Consider the following 16,528-nt stretch of genomic DNA (forward strand, 5'->3'; position numbering starts at 1 on the left):
ATGGCATTTGGTTTAGCGCGGTTTAGCTGGGCAAGGTGGTCGCGGCTAGGGGCTGTTCAACGGCAATGCGAGGCAGTCGGTGCTTAAAGCCGCACAGAATTTCCCAGCTGATGGTGCCAGCCATGGTGGCCCAATCGTCAGGACCAATGGCGTGACTGCCGTCACAGCCGAGCAGGGTAACCACATCGCCTTCCTGCAGGTCGGGAACGTGGCTGACATCCAGCATGAGCTGATCCATCGTGATCGCGCCAATTTGCTGGGCCAGGCGGCCTTTGACCATGACCTGAAGCCGATTAGAGAGGACGCGGGGCACGCCGTCGGCATAGCCAATCCCTACTACGGCCAGGCGAATGGGGCGATCGCACAGGTATTGGTGACCGTAGCTGATACCCGTGCCAGCCGATACATCTTTAAGATGGGTGATGCGAGCCTTAACCTGCATCACCGACTGCAGGTTAACCTGGGCCTGCAGGTGGTGAGCTGGGTAAAGGCCGTAGAGACCCAGCCCCACCCGCACCAGGTCGTAGTGCAGGGCGGGGTCGGCCAGGGTGGCTGCCGTATTGGCCAAATGCAGCCGAGGTGGGAGCAACTGCTGCTGCTGAAGCTGCCCCAGCGCCGATCTAAACCGCTGGTGCTGCTGCGCCATGATAGTCGGGTCGGGGCTGTCGGCGGTGGCCAGATGGGAATAGAGGCTGTCAATTTTGAGGTGAGGAAGCTGCCGCACAAACCGGACGAAATCGACGGCGTCTGCCCAGGGAAACCCCAGCCGAGCCATACCGGTATCGATTTTGAGGTGCACTCCTACCGGGCGGGCCGCTGCCAGCCCCGAGAGCGTGTCAGAAAACACCAGCGCCTGCTTGGGGTTGACCAGGGTGGGTTGGAGCCGCCAGTGGGCGATCGCCTGCATTTCTTCGGGGCTATTGACCGCTCCCATGACCAAAATGGGAGCCTGAATGCCCGCTGCCCGTAGCTCAATGCCCTCGGGGACGGTGGCTACCCCCAGCCAAGCGGCTCCGGCCTGGAGTGCCGTCTGGGCTACGGTGACGGCTCCATGGCCGTAGGCATCGGCTTTGACCACCGCCATCAGCTGGGTGGCGGCAGGCAGTATTCCCCTGAGCTGGCGCACGTTGTGCCGCAGCGCGGCCAGGTTAATCTCAACCCAGGCTCGGCAGCAGCGCATAGGTTCTAGGCTGGGGGCCAGACTTGGGGTTTGTTCCCAACTCAGCATCGTTACTCCTCCTTCACCGTAGGCTTATTTCTGGGATTTCTTTTGAGGGGCTTGTTGTTAGCCTATGGGAACTAGCGACCCATCATAGCGCTAGATCTCGGCTGGCCAACCACGGACATGACCCGAGGGCAGTGTATCAGGGCCAAACCCCTTATTTAGCTTCTGTGCTACCATCGGTCTAATATTCTTTAGCTAATTAACCACGCAAAAGAATGAGTAAGGTTCTGGTGCTCAATGCCTCCTATGAACCGCTCAATATTACGAGCTGGCGTCGGGCTGTTGTGCTTGTAATTAAGGGGAAGGCCGAGCGGGTTGAGCATAACGGTAAGTTGGTCTATGCTGACTTTCCGCTGCCAACGGTCATTCGCCTACGCCATTACGTACGGGTGCCCTACAAAGATATTCCCCTCACTCGGCGAAACCTGCTGCAGCGGGACAATCACACCTGCCAGTATTGCAGCTACAGCGGCGACGGTTTGACCCTCGACCACGTGGTGCCGCGATCGCGCGGCGGCGGTGATACCTGGGAGAATATGGTAACAGCTTGCGTGCGCTGCAACGTCAAAAAGGGCAACCGCACCCCCCGAGAGGCCAACATGCCGCTGTTTAGCCAGCCCCGTAAGCCCCACAGCAGTCTCTACTTCGAAGTGACTCGACAGATTCACAGCGGGGTGCATCAGGAATGGAAAAAATACGTGATTGGTATTTCGTAGGGCTCAGCTATGCCTTAAGGCTGAGATCTGGCTCTGGTTAGCATTAAACTGTCGGTTCCACGGCAAATTGTAATAATAGGCATAGAGCTACAGCGCTGTTGACTCTCTAGGGGGTGCTTCGGTAGGGCCTTTCACGTCGAAAGCAGTCGCGTGAAGATAGGTCCGATCGTGACGATAACGCAGTCTGCCTGGGTGGCGTCTTTAGCTCTAGGGTGAGGAAAGTTAGCTCAGTTGAATACCAGGTGCGCTGTCACACAGGATAATGTCTATGATGACGTTTAACTCCGACTCCGAGGTTTCAGAGGTAGCCTTGCCCAACGGCAACAGCGCTATCTCTCTGGTGCCAAGGCCCGAACCAGACAGCGATTCCGACGATCCGGTACAGGCGGTGCGCCGCCTGCTGGAGGCCCATCGAGAAGATCGACATCTGGTGCTGCTGCAAGACTTTCCTGACCCCGACGCGCTGTCGTCGGCTTGGGCTTACAAGCTGATTGCCGCCAACTACAAGATTGAGTGCGACATTATTTACGCTGGCACCCTCAGCCACCAGGAAAACATTGCCCTGGTGCGCCTGACTGGCTTGCCTGCCCGCCGCTGGTTAAACGCCGCCGATAGCGCTCACCTGGCCGACTACCAGGGGCTGGTGCTGGTGGATAACCAGGGCACTACCAGCCAGCTCTACGAGCATCTGCGCGAGGCGGGGCTGCCCCTGGTGCTGGTGATCGACCACCATGCTCCCCAGTCTAAGCTCGATGCTGAGTACATCGACCTGCGACCTCACATTCGGGCTACGGCGACGATCTTGACCCAGTACCTGCAGCAGGGCTTGCTCAACCTCGATCGCAACAACAGCAAGCACACCAAGTGCGCCACTGCCCTCATGCACGGCCTGCGGGCCGATACTAACCAGCTCATGCACGCCGGGGCCAGCGACTTTATGGCGGCGGCCTACCTGAGCCAGTTTTACGACGGGCAGCTGCTCAGCGCAGTGCTGCAGGCCTCGCGCTCAAAGCGGGTGATGGATGTGATCGAGCGATCGCTGCGCAACCGCAAGGTACAAAACAACGTGTCGATTGCCGGGGTCGGCTATCTGCGCTACGACGATCGCGACGCCATTCCCCAGGCGGCTGACTTTTTAGTCACCGAAGAGAACGTACACACCGCCGTGGTCTACGGCATCGTCCACGACGAAGACGAGGAGCGCGAGGTGGTGATTGGCTCGCTGCGCACCAGCAAAATTACCCTCGACCCCGACGAGTTCATTAAAGAGGCCTTTGGTCAGGACAGCGAGGGCCGCTTCTTTGGCGGCGGGCGATCGATGGCGGGCGGGTTTGAAATTCCGGTGGGCTTTTTGTCAGGCTTCTACGAAAACTCCGAGTACAACCGCCTCAAGTGGGAAGTGTTTGACACCCAGATCAAGCAGAAACTCTGGCGACTGGTCAACCCTGAAGAAGGCATGATCAACACCGATTAAGGCGCTTTAGCTCAGGCCAGGAATCAGGCCTTGATTCCGGTCGGCCATGCCGCTAGGGCCACATTCTCAACAGTAAAAACAGCCATAGCCGCCCCTAGCCCCTTTGGGGCGGCTTCACCAACGACTTCGCTCAGAGAACGGCTATAGTCAGGGCAAGTCCGAGTTCAAAAGCCTTGGATTAGGACAAGGAGCGTGCTGCCAGGGCGAGGAAGAAGTTGGGGTGTCTCGCCAAGCTTTGCCATTCCTAACCCTCCAGTGCCTTGATATAGGATTGCGCTCTAGGATTGCGCTACCTCTGATGCATCGACCGACTCGGACAGGTCGTCGGTGGCGATCGCCCGCCGTTTTTTGCCGCCGCCCAGGCCGCCGTGTAGCAGGGTATAGAAGCACGGAATGATAAACAGCGTTAGCACTGTGGCCAGCGACAGCCCTGAAAACACCACTACGCCTAGGGGTTGCAGGAACTCAGACCCCTCACCAATGCCCAGCGCTAGGGGAAACAGGCCCAGCACCGTGGTAAACGTGGTCATCAAAATAGGTCGCAGGCGACGGGGGGCCGCACGCAGCATGGCCTCCCGTCGAGAGCAGTCTGTGGCCTCGTAGATCTGGTTGGCCAGCTCCACCATAATGATGGCGTTGTTGACTACGATACCGACCAACAATACTGCGCCCACGACGACGGTAGCCCCGATCGCTGTCTGGGTCAGAAACAAACCTAGAATTCCCCCTGCCAGGGCCAAGGGCACCGTCAGCATAATAATCAGCGGGTCGATCAGCGAGTTATACTGCACCGCCATCACCACAAACACCAGAAAGGCTGCCAGTGCCCCTAAAACTTTGAGGGAATCTTGCAGATCTTGGTTGGTGGCAGCGGCGGAGCTAGGCAGCCGGGTCACACCCTCGGGCAGGTCTAGCCCTGCGATGATCTCGTCTGCCTCGGCCAGCGCTTCGCCCAGGCTAGCCCCATCTGCCAGGTCGCCCGAGATTAAAAAGACCTGCCGCTGGTTGATGCGCTGAATTTGGCCAGGGGCGGGGCCGAGCCCTACCTGAGCAATGTCGCCGAGCTGCACCAGTGCCCCGTCTTCTGTAAACAGGGGAATATCTAAAAGTTGAGACGCTCGCTGCACGCTGCCCGGCTCTAGCTGCACGTTCACATCCACCAGGCGACTGCCGCGCTGAAGCTGGGTGGGCACCGAACCGTTTAGAGCCGTTTGAATGGTGTTGCCAATATCCACCGACGAAAGACCCAGGTCGGTGGCTCTCGCCCAGTCGGGTAAAATTCGTACTTCTTCCTGAGGGGGTTCGCCATCGGGGCGGTAGCGGGCCAGCGTCGCCTGCTCACCTAAGGCCGCGAGCACCTGCTCTCCAGCTTCGAAGAGGGCATCGACATCTTCCCCCTGCAGGCCCAGATCTAGATCGGCCCGCACTGGGGAGTTGGTTAGATTGAGGCCCCGCACCGACTCCGGACTTACGTTGATGCGGGTCTCTAGAAGGGGTAGTCGACTGAGTTCGGCATTCACGCGATCGACGTAGGCAACCGTGTCGGTACCAGGTTTGAGGGTAATGGTGCTGCTGCCCCGCAGGGTGTTTTCGTTGGTGCTGGTGCCGAACAGAGACCCCCCGGCGGTGGTGAAGACGTAGTCGGTTTCGGGCTGGGCTAGCAGCACCTCGTCAATGGCCCGCATGACCCGCTGGTTGGCCTCCACAGTAGTGCCCGGAGGAAGGTTTACGTTCACCCGAGCTTGGCCGGTGCTAATGCGGGGCAAAATTTCCTGGGGAATCTGACCCACCATGAAATAGCTACCGCCGCCAAACACTAGCAGGGCCAGGGCAATGACCAGCAGCCGCTGTCGCAATACCTGGTTTAGGAGCCGACCGTAGCCCAGGGTGATGCCCTCCAGGCGATTGTTGAACCAGCGAAAGGGCCCCCGGCTTTGCAGCGATCGCGTACTGCGTCCCATAATCAGCCGCGAGGCTAGCGTTGGCACAACCGTGAGGGCTACCACCAGCGACGCCGCCACCGAAAAGCTAATTGTCAAGATAAGCTCGTTAAACACCAGCGAGACAATGCCGCCAATGAACAAAAAGGGAAGTACGGCCACTAGGTTGGTCGTGGTCGAGGCCAGTAGGGCGCTCTCTAGCTCCTGGCTGCTCGCTTCGGCTTGAAAAATGGCCTCTTGAATGTTGTGCCGCCCTTCCTGGCGCGATCGCTCCATCTCTTCGGCCCGATTGGCCATGTTCTCTAGCATCACAATGGAGTTGTCTACTACGATGCCCACGCCCAAGGCTAGACCGCCGAGGCTAAAGATATTGAGCGATAGACCAAACAGCCCCATCAAGACCAGAGCAACCAGGGTGGCGAGGGGAATCGCGGTGACGATGATAAACGTCTGCCGCAGCGATCCCAAAAAGAGCAGTACGACAATGCCGGCCAGAGCTGCCCCGGTCAGACCAGCGATGGCCACATTTTGAATCGAGTTGTTGATAAACCTCGACTCGTCAAGGGTGGCGGTCATGTCGAGCCCTTCGGGCATCAGCCCCGACTGGCGCATTTCGTCAAGTTTGGCCTTGACACCGTTGACCACGTCAATGGTGTTGGCGTCGGGCTGCTTTTGAATGCTCACTTTGACCGCTGGCTGCCCGTTGAGACTGACGGCAATGCGCTGCTCCTCAGTGCCGTCAACAACCGTGGCCACATCGCGCAGGTAGACCTGCTGGGGTGGGGTGGTGCCAGGCACCGTAATCGCCAGGTTTTGAATCTCGTCCGCCGACTGAAATCGGCCTACCAGACGGGTCAGGGTTTCCTCTTGACCACCGCGCAGGCGACCGCCTGACACGTCCTGGTTGCGATCGCGCAGGGCATCCAGCACATTGGTCACACCAATACCGGCAGCCTGCAAACGGCGCAGGTCAAGGTTGACCTGCACCTCCTCGTTAACCCCCCCAGACACGTCGGCACTGGCTACCCCAGGCACCTGTTGGAGTTCTCGCTCCAGTTCTTCTTCAGCGAAAATCCGCAGTTCTTGGGGGCTGAGGTCAGCGGATGTCAGAGCCATTTCGTAGACCGGCAGCTGGGAGGGATCGGCCTTGAACAGTCGAGGGGTCTCGATCGTCTCGGGCAGGGAGCTGCGGGCGCGGTTGAGGGCGGCGGTCGCATCGTTGAGCGCCTGGTCAATGTTGCCACCGGGCTCAAAAAATAAGTCAATGCTGATCTGCCCTTCCCGCGTTTGAGAAAATACCTGAATCACCCCTTCGGTGGCCGATAGCGCCTCTTCGAGGGGACGGGTGATTTCGTCTACGGCGACCTCTGGCGACAACCCTGGGGCATCGCCTCGAACACCGATGCGGGGGTAGGTGATGGAGGGCAGCAGGTCAACGGGCAACTGAGTGGTGATGAAAAAGCCCATCACCAGCACCGTCAGCCCCAGCATGAGGGTGCCAATGTGCCTTCGAATGGCCAAGCCGCTGATGCTGAAGCGGTTGTTGGGGTAGGAGGAGGGGGTCATGGGTAGGAGGTGTGGGAGTGGATGGGCGGGGGGGTGGATGGGTAGGCGGGTGGATGGGTAGGCGGGTGGATGGGTAGGCGGGTGGATGAGCGGGCGGGTGGATGGGTAGCGGGTGGATGGGTATGGGACTCACCTACTCGCCTACTTGCCTACTCGCCTACCCTTCAGAGGTGAGACTTAGCTCTACGGTTTGCCCCGACTCCAGGGGCTGGTTGCTGCGGACGACATACTGCTCGCCGGGGGTGAGGCCCGAGAGAATGGTGACTTGACCATCGGCGCGATCGCCCACCTGCACCGTTCTGGCTTCGACGGCGAGGCTGCCGTCGGCTTCGTTAATCACAAAAATTTGACTATCGCTGGTTTCAGCGGTCTCTAGAGCGCTCTCCGGCACGACAACCGCACTAGACTGACTGCCCACGCTGGTAACGCGGGCCAGCAGACCGCTGCCGATGCGGCCACCGGGGTTGGCGACGGTGATTTCTATGGGCAGCAGGCGGGAGGTGCTGTCGGCCACTGGCGAAATGCGTGTCACCTGGCCGGTGAAGGTTTCGTCGGGGAAGGCATCAATGGTTAACTCTACCGACTGCCCCAGGCTAAATTCGCTGAGGTTACTATCCGCGACCTCAATCACCACCAGCACCCGTGACAGGTCGCCCAGGGTCAAGATCGGTTCGCCGGGCAGTACCAGGTCGCCAGGTTCAGCGATGCGCTCTAGCACCACCCCAGAAAGGGATGCGGTGAGGTTGGCAAAGGAGAGCCGCTGCTGGGTTTCGCGCAGAATAGACCGCTGGGCCTCGACCCGCTGCTGGGCGGCTGACACCGCCTGCTGCCGGGTGCGCACCTGTTCCTGAGACGATTGCAGGGCCTGTTCGGCGGCGACCAGGGTGGTTTGAGCCTGTTCGGCCTCCTGGGTAGAAACGGCCCCCTGACTGGCCAGGGTTTGGAGCCGTTGGGCATCGTTGCTGGCCTGCTGAAACCTGACCCGCGACTCCTCGATGGAGGTGCGAATATCAGCCAGTTCGGCCTCGGCCTGAGTGACCTCAAACTGGCGGGCGGCCAGCTCGGCCTGGGCTTCACCCACGGCGGTCTGTAACAGCACATTGTCGAGGTTGCCCACCACCTGGCCCTGCTGCACCCGATCGCCCACATCGGCCGTTAGGCCCAGCAGTCGCCCTTCGGCCTGCGATCGCAGCGACACTTGCCTCGCTGGACGGGTTGTGCCGGGGTAAATACGGCTCGCATCTTCGGCGGCTTTGGCCTCGGCTACATCGACCACGACAGGCCCTTCTTCCTCTTGCTCAGGCTGGGCCTGGGCTGTGGGTTCTGCTGGCCCACCACAGGCAACGGTCGCGATCGCAATGCCACCCACCAACAAAAAACCTGCTACCCCTATGGGGATGCGCCTTGCCTTTCGAAGCTGCCCAAACGCCATGTCTTAACCCCTAAACCGCTGCGTTCACTTTACTTTACATTTTTTATTCTGAGCTTCTACCTTTCAGTAGAGGCTATCCCTACGGGTGGAGAGGCAACCTGCTTTGGGCCGGTAAGCGATGTCAAAGGGGCTGCAAAGCAGTTGCAGCCCCCAATCGTTTCTGTACCTAAATTTTTTTGCTAACTCTGCCCGCCGCAAACGGCCTGTTTAAAATCTTTTCCGGCAGCATTCAATTTAATTTAAATTGCCATAGAAAACAGCCGCCATGGCCGTTTATGAGAACACTCTTACTTTTGTAAGCGGGCTCTTATACCAATCGTCCATGCCGCTAGCGCGGCACCCCCAACGATAAAAACAGCCATAGCCGGTCCCTGAGCGAAGTCGAAGGGATGGCTATTTATAGAGCAATTCCATGCTGCTGATGTGGCACCCCCAACGATAACAACGGCCATAGCCGTTCTCTAAGATAAGTCGTTGGTGAAGCCGCCCCAAAGGGTCTGGGGACGGCTGTTTTAGGGCAAGTCCAAGTTCAAAAACCACGCATCAAAACAGGTATGCCGCAGGGCCAAGCGACCATTTGCCCTCAGCCGATCAGGGTGAGGCAACCAAGGTTTAGGAGTACTTGGTATAAACCAACTTTTAATGAGTAAATTGAGTCATTCTGGCGCTTTACTCCCATTTCAGCGGAAAAACTGGAGTTTTCCTGCCGACAAAACTTCAGTTCTAAGCTTGGATTTTGGTTTAATCCAAAATTTTCCTAAATTCTCTAAGGGAATTATGACTATGCTGGCGAAGGGTGCAATAGTTCACTTCCAACGGCACCCTTCCCCCTGCCCAATCTCTAGACTGCTCCGTCATGTCGCCAAGTTTGGGTGGCTTTTAACCCCGCAATGACTCCACGGGGGCAGTACCCCAGGGCAAAGGCCCGCTCGCTATTAGTAGACACATCGGGGGGGCGAGCGGCAGGCATGGCGACATCGGCTTGTTTGCAGGGCATAATCAGGTCTTGCTTGAGCCCAAAGACTTCGGCCATGCGACGGCCAAAATCGTAGCGGCTGAGCCGTTCGGGGCCGCCCAGGTGCAGTAGGCCGGTAGTTTCAAGGGCGAGCAGCAGACCGGTGGCGGCATCTTCGACGTAGGCGGGGGTGCGAAACTCGTCGGTAAACAAGTGCAGCGGCTGCCCTGCCTCCAGGGTGCGCACAAAACCCTGCAAAAAGCACTCGGCCCTTGGGCTAGGGGGGCCGTAGAGCAGCGGCATGCGGCAGACCACAGCGCTGGGGTGCAGCGCTTGAATCAGGGTTTCGGCCTCGACCTTGTGCCGCCCGTACAGGCTGATGGGGTTGGGGATGGAGGCTTCGCTGTAGGGGGGAGCTTGACCGTCGAACACCTGGTCGGTGGAGGTAAAGACAAAGGGAATGTTGCGATTCGCGCTGCGACCCGTCCCGGAAGCGCCGCACACCTGGGCCAGCACCCGCGTTGCCTCTACATTGATGGCGTAGGAGAGGTCGGGCGCTTGCTCACAGCGATTGGGCTGCGACAGGGCGGCGGTGTGGATGACGGCATCGGGCGCTAGTTCGCTCAGCCAGGACGCTACCCGTCTGAGGTCGTTGAGGTCAATGGCGTGCAGCGTTACCCCCGGCAGGGGCGGCAGATGGCGATGGTAGGTGCCCTCCACCTGCCAGGTGGCCTGGGCGGCGCGGCACAGGTGCCAGCCCAAAAAACCGCTAGCGCCAGTCACCAAAAGCCGTCGCCGGACGGGGCTGGCGGCGACGGCAGAACGGGTCGCATTGGAGGGGTGGTTTTCCATAGGGCCAGATATGGGATTGAATGGAAACGTTCTAGCTGGCTGGTGGGTATGGCTCGATGTCTGCGGTGGTTGGGGGGTAGACGGCCTCGGCAATGGGCGCTCTGCGGGAAGGTCTACTCAAGGCGAGTAGTCCCCTGGCCAGGGCGGCTGGGGCGGCTGGTTTTGGGGCTGGGGCTGTTTTTAGGGCTCATAGGGGGGCTATGTCTCCACTCTGGCAGCGTGGCGATCGCCCAGACAACACCCGACGCTGAAGCAGCCTTTTTCGCCGATGTAGTGGTGCGGGGGCAGCCGGTGTTTCAGGTGGGGGGACTGCCCGATATTAGCGCCGTTGAACGGGCCGAGCAAATTAACCGCCGCATTGCCGCCCTGCTTAACCAAGATACCGACTTAGCGCCTGTGACGGTCAATCTAGACCACGGTTCCAGGATGGATAGTGATCCTGAGGCGGTTCCTGTGCCTTCGGTGAATCGCGGCCTGGCCACCCTGCAGGTCAACCAGCGGCTGATCATGACCGTCACCGCCCAAGATGCCCTCGACTTTGACACCGATATTGCCACCCTGGCCCAGCGCTGGGCCGATTTGCTCAACCAGGCAATGGCCCGCACCAACCTGGCGGTGGCGGTGACCTACCGCATTCGGCGCACGGCCCAGGACCTCTTGCGCAATACGGTGGACAACCTGCCCGCCGTGCTGGGGGCGCTGGTAATTTTGGTGCTGACCTGGCTGCTGGCGGCAGCGGTGCGCCATGCCGTGCTGGTATGGGCCCAAAAAACCGAGGGCGATCGCACCACCGAAGAGTTGATCAGCCGCCTCTGCTACGGCGGCGTGTGGACCCTGGGCGCAGTCGTGGCGCTGGGGGTGATGGGGCTAAATTTTGCCGCCCTGCTCGGCACCCTGGGCCTGACCAGCGTAGCGATCGGCTTTAGCCTGCGCGACGTGCTGAGCAACTACATCTCGGGGGTCATTTTGCTGGCCACGCGGCCCTTTTGCATTGGCGACCAGGTGGTGATCAACAGCTACGAGGGCACCGTCACCCAAATTCAGCTGCGGGCGACCACGGTGCAAACCTATGACGGTCGCCTGGTGTACATTCCCAATCAGGAGGTGTTTCAGAGCAGCATCACCAACAACACCGCCTCGCCAATTCGCCTCAGCAGCGTCACCGTGGGTATTGATCACAATGCCGACTTGCCCGACCTGTTTCACCGCATTCAGCAGCAGATGAGGCAGGTCGAGGGGGTTGAGCTTGACCCCGAACCGATCGTGCTCGTGCGTGAACTGACCCCATCTACTGTGAACCTAGAGGCGCAGTTTTGGGTTAACTCGCGCAAACAGTCGTTTTTGCAGGTCACCTCTCGGGTGCTGGCCGCCATCAAGCTCACTCTGCAAGAGGCCCAGTTTGCCGAAGCGATTCCGGCTAGCGCCGCCGCCTCTGAAACCCTGTCCCCCGAAGCTGATATGAAACTGCACTCTGAAACCAATTTGCCCTGAGCCATAGAGTGAGGTCGGGGCTGGTTATCACCATGTGCTCTCTACTAACGCAACGGGGCTATTCTTAAACGCACTCCCCTTTTGCCACCGCTATGGAACGCAACCAGTTTCGCATCGGCACGTTCAACCTCAACAATCTAATGCTGCCCGATCGCGAGTTTTACCCCGGCGAGGCTCACTCCCAGGCCGACTACCTCAAAAAGCTGGCCTGGATTGGGGCACAGCTCGATCGCATGACGGTAGATATCTGCGGCTTTCAGGAGGTGTTTCACCGGGGGGCGCTCAAAGAAGCGCTGCACCGCAGCGAGTACCACCAGCAGCACGAAATCGTTATGGCCGACGGGTTTGGGCGGGGGCCGGGGGTGGCGCTGGCGACGCGGTTCCCGATTTTGGGGCAGCGGGTGTACGACGAGTTTCCGCCCGAGAGCATTTTGGATTTAGACGGCGCTGAGATTCCGGTCCGGCGGTTTTCGCATCCGGTGCTGGCGGTAGATCTGGCCCTGACGGAGGCCATTCAGTGCACGGTGTTTGTGGTGCACCTGAAGTCGAAGCGGCCCATGATGAGCAATGGCGTCGATCGCAGCGACCCGGTCGAAATTGCCAAGGGCCACGCCCGCTCGCTGATTCGCCGCACCGCCGAGGCCACTGCCCTCAGGTTTTTGCTGATGGAAGGACTGCGCGATCGCAACTACCCGGTCATTGTCGTGGGCGATGTCAACGACAACCACACCGCCGTCACCACGCAAATTGTGACTGGGCAGCCGCCGTGGGAATGCTGGCCCTACCGCAAAAAAGCCCCCGTGTGGGACGTGCTGCTGTACCAGGTCAAAGACATTCAGGCCCGGCTGGGCTACGGCGACCACTACTACACCCACATCCACAACGGCCACTACGACAGCCTCGACCACATCATGGTGAGCGAAGAATTTTCGGCTCAAAACCGCGATCGCATCGGCCGCGTTACCTACGTCTCGGTTTTTAACGACCACATCTTTGATCAAACCCTGCTGGAAGACAGCATCGAACCCTGGCAGTCTGACCACGGCCAGGTGGTGGCCACCATCGAACTCAACCCGCCCCTGTCGAGCCGCCCCCAGCTGGTCGGTCGGCTGGGACCATGACCACCACCGTTAACCCACTCACCCTAGCGCAGGGGCTGGTGCTGGTGCTCAGCTACCTGAGTTTGGCCCTGGGCTACGTGCCGGGGCTGCGCATGAACCGAGCCACCATTGCCCTGGTCAGCGCGGCGGTGCTGGTGGCCCTGGGCACGCTGCCCCTAGAGGCCGCCTGGGCCGCCATCGATGCCAACACCATCGTGTTTTTGCTCAGCATGATGGTGGTCAATGCCTACCTCTCCTACGCTGGGTTCTTTCAGCTCGCCCTGGTGCAGCTGCTGCGCCTGACTCGCAGCCCCCTGGGTCTGCTGGTGCTGCTCACTCTGGGGACAGGGGCACTGTCGGCGGTATTTCTCAACGACACCCTGGCCCTGGTGAGCACGCCGCTGACCCTGCAGCTCACCCGTGCCCTGCAGCTCAACCCGGTGCCCTACCTGTTGGCGATCGCGGGGGCGACTAATCTTGGCTCCCTCGCCACCCTCAGCGGTAATCCTCAAAACATCTTGGTGGGGTCGTTTTCGGGGATTGGCTACCTGGCCTTTGCCCAGGCGCTGCTGCCGGTGGCGCTGGTGGGGCTGGTGCTTCAGGTGGGGCTGCTGTGGTGGCTATACCCAGAGCTGCGATCGCTGGCCCCCTGCCCGCCCCCCCAGTTGCCTCGACTGCGCCTGCACCGCCCCCTACTGGTTAAAACCCTGGTGGTTTCTACCCTGCTGCTGGCCGCCTTTGTGGTGGGTCTGCCCCTGGCCGAGTCGGCGTTTTTAGCGGCGGCTGCCCTGTTGATTACTCGCCGCATTAAGCCCCAGCGGGTGCTGGCAGCGGTCGACTGGTCGCTGCTGGTGCTGTTCTCGGGGCTGTTTGTGCTGACCGAGGCAGTGCAGTCGCTTCAGGTGCTCGACCGAGTGGCCCCCTGGGTGACCCACCCTGCCGGACTGCTGGCGGTAACGGCCGTGCTGTCGAACCTGATTTCTAACGTTCCAGCCGTCTTACTAATTCAAACGCTGATTGCCCCCGGCGATACCCAGGGCTGGCTGCTGCTAGCGGCGGGCTCTACCCTGGCGGGCAACCTCACCCTGTTTGGCTCGGTGGCCAACCTGATTATGGTCGAAGCCGCTGCCGCTGAGGGTTACCCCCTCACCTTTGGCCAGCACCTGCGCTTTGGCCTGCCCCTGACGCTGCTAACTCTGGCCATCACCTACGTTTGGGTCGCGTTGCTCTGACCGCTGTTCTGGCGACTCCGCTGAGGCGCACCTGGCGGACTGCCGCCCAGATCACCAAACCGATCGGCCGCAGGCGGTATTCTGAGAACAAAGACCTGTTGGAGGCAGTCCAGCGGTGCGCACATTTTTTGACTTTGTAGTAGGCGGTATTGCGGCCCTGTTTCCGGTCGTAGACCCGATTGGCAGCGTGCCAATTTTTTTGGTGCTGACCACGGGCGTGCCCGCTAGCCTGCGCCATCACTACGCCCTGCGCATTGCCCGCAATGTGGTGCTGCTGCTGGTGGGCACCCTGCTGGTAGGGGGCAGCGTGCTGCGCTTTTTTGGCGTTTCCCTGGCGGTGGTGCGCATCGCCGGGGGCATCGTGGTATTCCACGCGGCCTGGCGGGCGATGAATTCCGACCCCAAGCTCACCAATGTCGATAGCCAGGAGGCCGTCCAACGGGTTGACGAGCACAAAGATATCGCCTTTATGCCCATGACCATTCCGCTGCTGGGGGGGCCAGGGGCGATCGCGGTAACCCTTGGCCTGGCCGCCCAGGCTGGCGGCGATTTTTCGGTGGCCACGGCGCTGAACCTGCTGGCGATTGCCGCCGCGATCGGGCTAATTGGGCTGGCCATTTTTCTGTCGCTGCGATCGTCTACGCTGCTGCTCAAGGTGCTGGGGGCCAGCGGCATTCAGGCCATGAGCCGCCTGCTGGGGCTGTTTGTGATGGCGATTGGGGTGCAGCTCATTCTCAACGGCCTGGCCGACTGGATGGCCTCCCTCGGCTGGGTCGCTCCCTAAACCCGGCTGGCCGACTGGAGCTAGAGAGATGCGGCTTGCCACGTCTCGCCGCCCTGGTTTTGGCTTAAACTTGGGATGTTCTCTGAAAACATAGCATTGGCCAACTAGCGCAGGACGGATTTACTCAGCAGCTGGCTGAGACCGGGTAATTACTTGGTTTACAACTGCCTAAACCACCTTTATAGGGGTCCTTTAACCCGGAGGGCGGTTGCTATACTAACCACTGGCTCCACTGATTCGGCAACCAGGTTGGGTGCAGGCTAAGGGCTATGGCCCTGTGTCTAGGGTGGCTTAGCCACGTTAGGGTTACAGCTAGAGGTTTTTTGCCCCTAGTGCCCTAAGTAGTCTGCAACGCTCCATCTAGCGGTGTTTCATTCTGTTTGCCGCCGGCCTTCTCAGGGAACCCTTGACCCATGAGCTACCCCAGCTTTCACAGCTTTATTAAGTTACTGCGCAGTCTGCTCAAGCGCAGGCAGCCCTGGCTGTTTGAAGAATCAATCTTTTTAGCGGATTTGTGTCTGGCCTACGGCACCATTGCCGGTCTGGGCGATCGCGACAAAAAAACCCTATTTCTCGCCGCCCACTTTAAAAACCTGGGGGCCATCTACCTCGACGACCAGAGCCTCAAGCAGGAATACCGCGACCACAGTGCCGCCGTGGCTCAAATGGAGGTGCTGTTTAGGGAGAGTGCTCAGCTAGCCCGAGATGCGGGCCTTGAGGAAGTCGCCGATGTGCTAGAGCAGTACCACCTGCGGGCGATTCCGCAAAATTCCCTGGCCCGCATTTTTCAGGTGCTCAACGCCTGGGTGTCGTGTCGTCAGCGCAAGGGGTGGCGTAGCTCCATGAGCGACAAAGAGGCGCTGATTATTCTCAAGCAGCGGGCCGAAATGAAATGGTCTGACCCCAAGGTGGTGTTTCACTTTATTGAGCACCTCTGTCGCTACTCGTCGCGGGCCGAGCGCCGTCAAGCCTGCACCCTGACTGGGTTTGAGGTGCCGCCCGAGGTGCCCGAAGTGAGAGACTATAGCTTTGACACCCTCGAAGACCAGTTTCAGGAGCAGGTGGAAGCGGCCGGATAGCCGCGGCAATCTCCCGGATAGGAGGTTGTTTCTAGGCCAGTTAGCCCTAGAATTTGGAAATTATCGGGTCATGCTGCGCTTTGCGGGCTGGCCCTCAGATAGGTTGATTTGGCAGTAGCTACCAAGGGTTTGTCATGGCTAATGACGCGATCGATATGGAACAGTCCTACGTCAATTCGCTAACCGAGAAAGACATTGATGCCGTGCCTTGTTTGGATACCATTGAGGCAGTAATTGCCAGTCTCGATCAGGGCGATGGGGCAATGGTTAGCCAAACCACCGAGGGGCACCTGTGGCGGTTTAAGTATGGCAGCGTAGACGTGTACGTGCAGCTAACTGGTGAAACCGAGACCGATACGCTGACGGCGTGGTCGCCCGTGCTCAGCCTGCCCGCCAAAGACGAGCCCAAGCTCATGAAGCAGCTGCTCGAGAAAAACTGCAACGAAACCCTAGAAGCCCGCTTTGGCATCTCTGGCGATCAGGTGCTAGTGATCTCAAGCCGCATTCTCAAGGATATTTCGCCTGCTGAAATCTCTCGGCTGCTGACCATTGTGGCCACCATCGCCGATGATTCGGATGAGGCGTTAGTATCGGAATTCGGTATGAGCTAAATCTTTTGGGTGGCTCTCTCCGCTGGTAGCTTCGACTCCGCTCAGCTACCGAAGATGCTGGCAGCTAAGCA

Annotated in this window: 12 protein-coding genes; 8 read left to right on the forward strand and 4 right to left on the reverse strand. The window is 59.7% G+C overall.

Going from position 1 to position 16,528, the window contains the following annotated elements; all coding sequences use genetic code 11:
- Nucleotides 1–22: 22 nt before the first annotated feature.
- Nucleotides 23–1,228, reverse strand: coding sequence for an alanine racemase (alr, locus tag IQ265_RS00815; RefSeq protein ID WP_194050316.1), 1,206 nt, complete (start codon nucleotides 1,226–1,228; stop codon nucleotides 23–25).
- 212 nt (nucleotides 1,229–1,440) lie between these two features.
- On the opposite strand from alr, the gene IQ265_RS00820 reads away from it, so the two are divergent.
- Nucleotides 1,441–1,941, forward strand: coding sequence for an HNH endonuclease (locus IQ265_RS00820; protein WP_035990917.1), 501 nt, complete (start codon nucleotides 1,441–1,443; stop codon nucleotides 1,939–1,941).
- 271 nt (nucleotides 1,942–2,212) lie between these two features.
- Nucleotides 2,213–3,415, forward strand: a complete 1,203-nt coding sequence (locus tag IQ265_RS00825) for a bifunctional oligoribonuclease/PAP phosphatase NrnA (protein WP_194050618.1) — start codon at nucleotides 2,213–2,215, stop codon at nucleotides 3,413–3,415.
- A 278-nt stretch (nucleotides 3,416–3,693) separates the two neighbouring features.
- Here the strand turns inward: IQ265_RS00825 and IQ265_RS00830 are convergent, their stop codons facing one another.
- The 3 genes from IQ265_RS00830 to IQ265_RS00840 all read right to left on the reverse strand — a co-directional run bounded on the left by IQ265_RS00830 (nucleotide 3,694) and on the right by IQ265_RS00840 (nucleotide 10,160).
- Nucleotides 3,694–6,921, reverse strand: a complete 3,228-nt coding sequence (locus IQ265_RS00830) for an efflux RND transporter permease subunit (protein ID WP_194050317.1) — start codon at nucleotides 6,919–6,921, stop codon at nucleotides 3,694–3,696.
- A gap of 157 nt (nucleotides 6,922–7,078) precedes the next feature.
- Nucleotides 7,079–8,290, reverse strand: coding sequence for an efflux RND transporter periplasmic adaptor subunit (locus IQ265_RS00835; RefSeq protein ID WP_347404901.1), 1,212 nt, complete (start codon nucleotides 8,288–8,290; stop codon nucleotides 7,079–7,081).
- 904 nt (nucleotides 8,291–9,194) lie between these two features.
- Complete coding sequence (locus tag IQ265_RS00840) at nucleotides 9,195–10,160, reverse strand: NAD(P)-dependent oxidoreductase (protein WP_194050319.1); 966 nt, start codon at nucleotides 10,158–10,160, stop codon at nucleotides 9,195–9,197.
- A 219-nt stretch (nucleotides 10,161–10,379) separates the two neighbouring features.
- Here IQ265_RS00840 and IQ265_RS00845 point away from each other — a divergent pair, with 219 nt between their 5' ends.
- From IQ265_RS00845 to IQ265_RS00870, 6 genes are all read left to right on the forward strand, one after another.
- Nucleotides 10,380–11,651, forward strand: coding sequence for a mechanosensitive ion channel domain-containing protein (locus IQ265_RS00845; protein WP_347404891.1), 1,272 nt, complete (start codon nucleotides 10,380–10,382; stop codon nucleotides 11,649–11,651).
- Nucleotides 11,652–11,743: 92 nt separating this feature from the next.
- Complete coding sequence (locus tag IQ265_RS00850) at nucleotides 11,744–12,772, forward strand: endonuclease/exonuclease/phosphatase family protein (protein WP_194050320.1); 1,029 nt, start codon at nucleotides 11,744–11,746, stop codon at nucleotides 12,770–12,772.
- Nucleotides 12,769–13,983, forward strand: a complete 1,215-nt coding sequence (locus tag IQ265_RS00855) for an anion transporter (protein ID WP_194050321.1) — start codon at nucleotides 12,769–12,771, stop codon at nucleotides 13,981–13,983. Before IQ265_RS00850 ends, IQ265_RS00855 begins: the two co-directional genes overlap by 4 nt.
- Before the next feature lie 115 nt (nucleotides 13,984–14,098).
- Nucleotides 14,099–14,767 (forward strand): MarC family protein, encoded by a 669-nt coding sequence (locus IQ265_RS00860; RefSeq protein ID WP_194050322.1) that lies wholly within the window; start codon nucleotides 14,099–14,101, stop codon nucleotides 14,765–14,767.
- 413 nt (nucleotides 14,768–15,180) lie between these two features.
- Nucleotides 15,181–15,846 (forward strand): hypothetical protein, encoded by a 666-nt coding sequence (locus IQ265_RS00865; RefSeq protein ID WP_194050323.1) that lies wholly within the window; start codon nucleotides 15,181–15,183, stop codon nucleotides 15,844–15,846.
- Between the two features lie 155 nt (nucleotides 15,847–16,001).
- Nucleotides 16,002–16,457 (forward strand): YbjN domain-containing protein, encoded by a 456-nt coding sequence (locus IQ265_RS00870; protein WP_278002691.1) that lies wholly within the window; start codon nucleotides 16,002–16,004, stop codon nucleotides 16,455–16,457.
- Nucleotides 16,458–16,528: the final 71 nt, after the last annotated feature.

Source organism: Nodosilinea sp. LEGE 06152 (genome assembly GCF_015207525.1).
Classification (GTDB): domain Bacteria; phylum Cyanobacteriota; class Cyanobacteriia; order Phormidesmidales; family Phormidesmidaceae; genus Nodosilinea.

Bases quoted from the DNA above. Each gene is read 5' to 3' on its own strand.
- alr (WP_194050316.1), bottom strand. From the start codon at position 1,228: ATGCTGAGTTGGGAACAAACCCCAAGTCTGGCCCCCAGCCTAGAACCT.
- IQ265_RS00820 (WP_035990917.1), top strand. From the start codon at position 1,441: ATGAGTAAGGTTCTGGTGCTCAATGCCTCCTATGAACCGCTCAATATT.
- IQ265_RS00825 (WP_194050618.1), top strand. From the start codon at position 2,213: ATGACGTTTAACTCCGACTCCGAGGTTTCAGAGGTAGCCTTGCCCAAC.
- IQ265_RS00830 (WP_194050317.1), bottom strand. From the start codon at position 6,921: ATGACCCCCTCCTCCTACCCCAACAACCGCTTCAGCATCAGCGGCTTG.
- IQ265_RS00840 (WP_194050319.1), bottom strand. From the start codon at position 10,160: ATGGAAAACCACCCCTCCAATGCGACCCGTTCTGCCGTCGCCGCCAGC.
- IQ265_RS00850 (WP_194050320.1), top strand. From the start codon at position 11,744: ATGGAACGCAACCAGTTTCGCATCGGCACGTTCAACCTCAACAATCTA.
- IQ265_RS00855 (WP_194050321.1), top strand. From the start codon at position 12,769: ATGACCACCACCGTTAACCCACTCACCCTAGCGCAGGGGCTGGTGCTG.
- IQ265_RS00865 (WP_194050323.1), top strand. From the start codon at position 15,181: ATGAGCTACCCCAGCTTTCACAGCTTTATTAAGTTACTGCGCAGTCTG.
- IQ265_RS00870 (WP_278002691.1), top strand. From the start codon at position 16,002: ATGGAACAGTCCTACGTCAATTCGCTAACCGAGAAAGACATTGATGCC.